The 2930-nt window shown below is 31.3% G+C and carries 6 protein-coding genes; all 6 read right to left on the reverse strand.

The window, feature by feature from the left end:
- Positions 1-84: 84 nt before the first annotated feature.
- Positions 85-315 (reverse strand): recombinase family protein, encoded by a 231-nt coding sequence (locus VKJ25_RS20125; RefSeq protein WP_324238426.1) that lies wholly within the window; start codon positions 313-315, stop codon positions 85-87.
- Positions 315-572 (reverse strand): DUF2442 domain-containing protein, encoded by a 258-nt coding sequence (locus tag VKJ25_RS20130; RefSeq protein ID WP_324238427.1) that lies wholly within the window; start codon positions 570-572, stop codon positions 315-317. The genes VKJ25_RS20125 and VKJ25_RS20130 overlap by 1 nt, the downstream gene beginning before the upstream one ends.
- Positions 553-792, reverse strand: a complete 240-nt coding sequence (locus tag VKJ25_RS20135; RefSeq protein WP_324238428.1) for a DUF4160 domain-containing protein — start codon at positions 790-792, stop codon at positions 553-555. Before VKJ25_RS20135 ends, VKJ25_RS20130 begins: the two co-directional genes overlap by 20 nt.
- 133 nt (positions 793-925) lie before the next feature.
- Positions 926-1150, reverse strand: coding sequence for a hypothetical protein (locus tag VKJ25_RS20140; protein ID WP_324238429.1), 225 nt, complete (start codon positions 1148-1150; stop codon positions 926-928).
- The gene (locus VKJ25_RS20145; protein ID WP_324238430.1) at positions 1143-2039 is read right to left on the reverse strand and encodes a ParB/RepB/Spo0J family partition protein; all 897 of its coding nucleotides are present in this window, start codon (positions 2037-2039) and stop codon (positions 1143-1145) included. The genes VKJ25_RS20140 and VKJ25_RS20145 overlap by 8 nt, the downstream gene beginning before the upstream one ends.
- Before the next feature lie 33 nt (positions 2040-2072).
- On the reverse strand, positions 2073-2702 hold the full coding sequence (locus VKJ25_RS20150; protein WP_324238431.1) for a ParA family protein: 630 nt from the start codon (positions 2700-2702) through the stop codon (positions 2073-2075).
- Positions 2703-2930: the final 228 nt, after the last annotated feature.

Raw genomic sequence — 2930 nt, forward strand, 5'->3', positions numbered from 1 at the left:
AAAAGAATGTTTTATGATCAATGAAAATTTCAAAATAATCAACTTATTTGAGATTTAGATAATATAAAACCTCAATCTGCTTGATTAAAATCCTGATAAACAACCTCGAATAAGTTGATTACTCTCATGAGCCACCAATGTATCATCACTATCTCGGACAAAATCTAGACACTTTAATAACTCAGGTCGTTTTTGATCTAGCGCCGATTTTTTCTCTGTATATAGCTTAGTGCAACCATATGCTTTCAATTTTTCAATTTGAAGCTCTAATGACTGCCCAACACTAGATACACGTGCATAACCAACTAAAGCCACTATGCAACTCGATCTACGTGTGTATTACCTAATAAAATACCTTTGGTGCTTAAATCCTCATCTAAGTCTTCCCAGTGCACCCCTTCACCATCTCCTAAAATAAAGTAATTGTTCAACTCTTTAAGCGTGGCTCTGGCTAAACTGGAATAAAAAACCAAAGGAACTATTAATTTTCTACCATCTCTTAAAAAAACTGTCATTTCAGAGTCAGTAAATGATAACTTTTCTGTTAAAGGGTTAGATGCCGAAGTGTTCATTCCATTTCTCCTCTATTAAATTTTTATTCTCTTCAATGTATTTATGAATCTTCCGTAACTCAACTGCGCTAAATCTAATCGATGAAGCCAAACTAATCTCGGGTTTAATCCAAAACTTAGCAAGAGAGTTATCTCTTTGCACATGGATATGGATAGGTTCGCTTCCTTCATCACTAAAAAAGAAAAACCTAAACGACCCTATTCTAAAAACTGTAGGCATAATTACCAAATATTCTTACACATTAGTGTAATGCCATTATGGAGTATATTTTGGAGATAATCAATACTGGCTACAGAAAAGTATACTTTTTGGGAAATTTAAAGATATTAAAAATTAAAAGTTACGCGCGTAACTATTTTTTGTTTGTATGGTTTTCATAGTAGTAAGAAACAATTTGATCTATAACCTCACCTCTTCTACGAAAATTTAAATCTTTTTTCAACTCCCCTATTTTTTCTAAAGTTTCTCTATTCAACCAATCAGAAAATTGAACTTTGCCAGATTCCTTTAACGCATCCCTAATTTTCTTTTGACTTTTCTTAAGTGTTTCTAATCTATCAGACATTGATTTATCCAAAATATTGAATTATTAATTTTTCAAGATCATTTATAAATACATCATAGTTATCTTTAGATGTAAGGTCTTTATCTAAATTAATCCGTCTACCTGAAATCTGAGCTAAAATTTTATCGTTACTTTTAATTGTTTTTTCTTTACTCTCTACGATCTCTTTTTTATTTAAAATTTTATCAACTTCTTGTTTGATTCTTTTTTCACCATATCCAAGTCTTATTTTATCGGCTATAGATATAAGTGCTTTTCTATATTTTTCCCCTTTATTTGCTAATGATACTATTTCAATTGATGTTCGTGATGATACTTTACTCATATCTCCAATAGCATCAATTATTTCACAAGGTATCCTTGAAAAGGATATATAATTTTTGATAGATGATAGAGTCAAGCCTACTTTTTGAGCTAAATCAGATTGCGTTATCTTTTCTGAATCTAAAAGATGTGAGTAAAAAATACCTTTTGAATAGTCAGATACACTTTCTTTTCTATTTTCATCAATAACACAAGCAATTGCATCATTAAATGAAAATTCTTTAATAATAGCTTCAACTTTTATATTTATGCTTCTACAAGCAAGCCATCTACGATAACCAGCAATTACCACATACTTTGCTTCTTTGTTATCCTTTGCTTTAAATACATCATTTTGATTGGTTATTACTATTGGCTGCGCTTGTCCATTGTTCTTTATACTATAAGCAAGCTCTTCTATATTACCTAACTCAAATTCTTTTCTATCTCTATACTCCCAATTATCAATTTGACTTGTTTCAATAATCTCAACAGAACCAGCATACCCCATAGCATTTTTAGCATCTGACAACCTCTCTGCTATAACTTTATTTTCAGTTTCTGACTTTAGGCTAAACCCATTATTTTTTTTACTCATGCTTAAATCTCCAGAAAGTTACGCGCGTAACTTTTAATTTGTATATTCTATAACTTCTTTTGCCAAATTTTTAAATTCTCTATGTGAATCACCTTCAGGTTGATATTCTCCAACCCATAAACCATGAAATTGCGCCTCCATAACACAGGACTTTAAAGTGATATTCGTTCTGAATCCGTTAAGTTCTGAAATTGAGCTTATTAGCTCTTGAGATAGATTGTGCCTTTTTTGCGTTCTTACTGCTAATAATCTATAAGGCTTCCTGCATTCATCTGCAATTTCCATAGATTTAATTAAAGCTTTTTGATCGCTTAAACTAGGTGAAGATGGAATAATAACAAAATCACTTGCCAAAGTTGCTTTAAAAGCTTCCCCTTGGAAATTTGGTGGCGTATCTATAATAATAAAATCATATTCATTTCTTAATTGACTTATCATTTCTTTAGGAGAATCTTCACATAATAATGTATCAACATCAAATTTAGATATTCCTGCAGCCATACCCTGTTCTTTCCAACCTAAAGCATCAGGTTTGTCTTTATCAATATCTACAATTATAACTTTATAGTTAAAATCTTTAGCTAACGACCATGCTAAATTTACACTAGTTGCTGTTTTCCCTGCTCCGCCTTTTCCTGAAATAACAGCTATAACTTTAGACATAATTAATACTCCATTTATGAAACACAAATATATTATATTAGCCCAATGTTTACTAGTCAACTATTTTTATAGAAGGTTACGCGCGTAACTTTTACTAAACCAAATCAGCAATAGCCACTTTAAGCATAGTAATTTCTTTCTCAACCAATCCCTTAGCTTTCCCGCTTACTTCCTCAAGCTCCGCTTTCTTAGCTTCCAATTCTGCTTTAAGCTTTGCAATCCTTTCTT

The organism is Okeania sp., from assembly GCF_035285525.1.
Classification (GTDB): domain Bacteria; phylum Cyanobacteriota; class Cyanobacteriia; order Cyanobacteriales; family Microcoleaceae; genus Trichodesmium.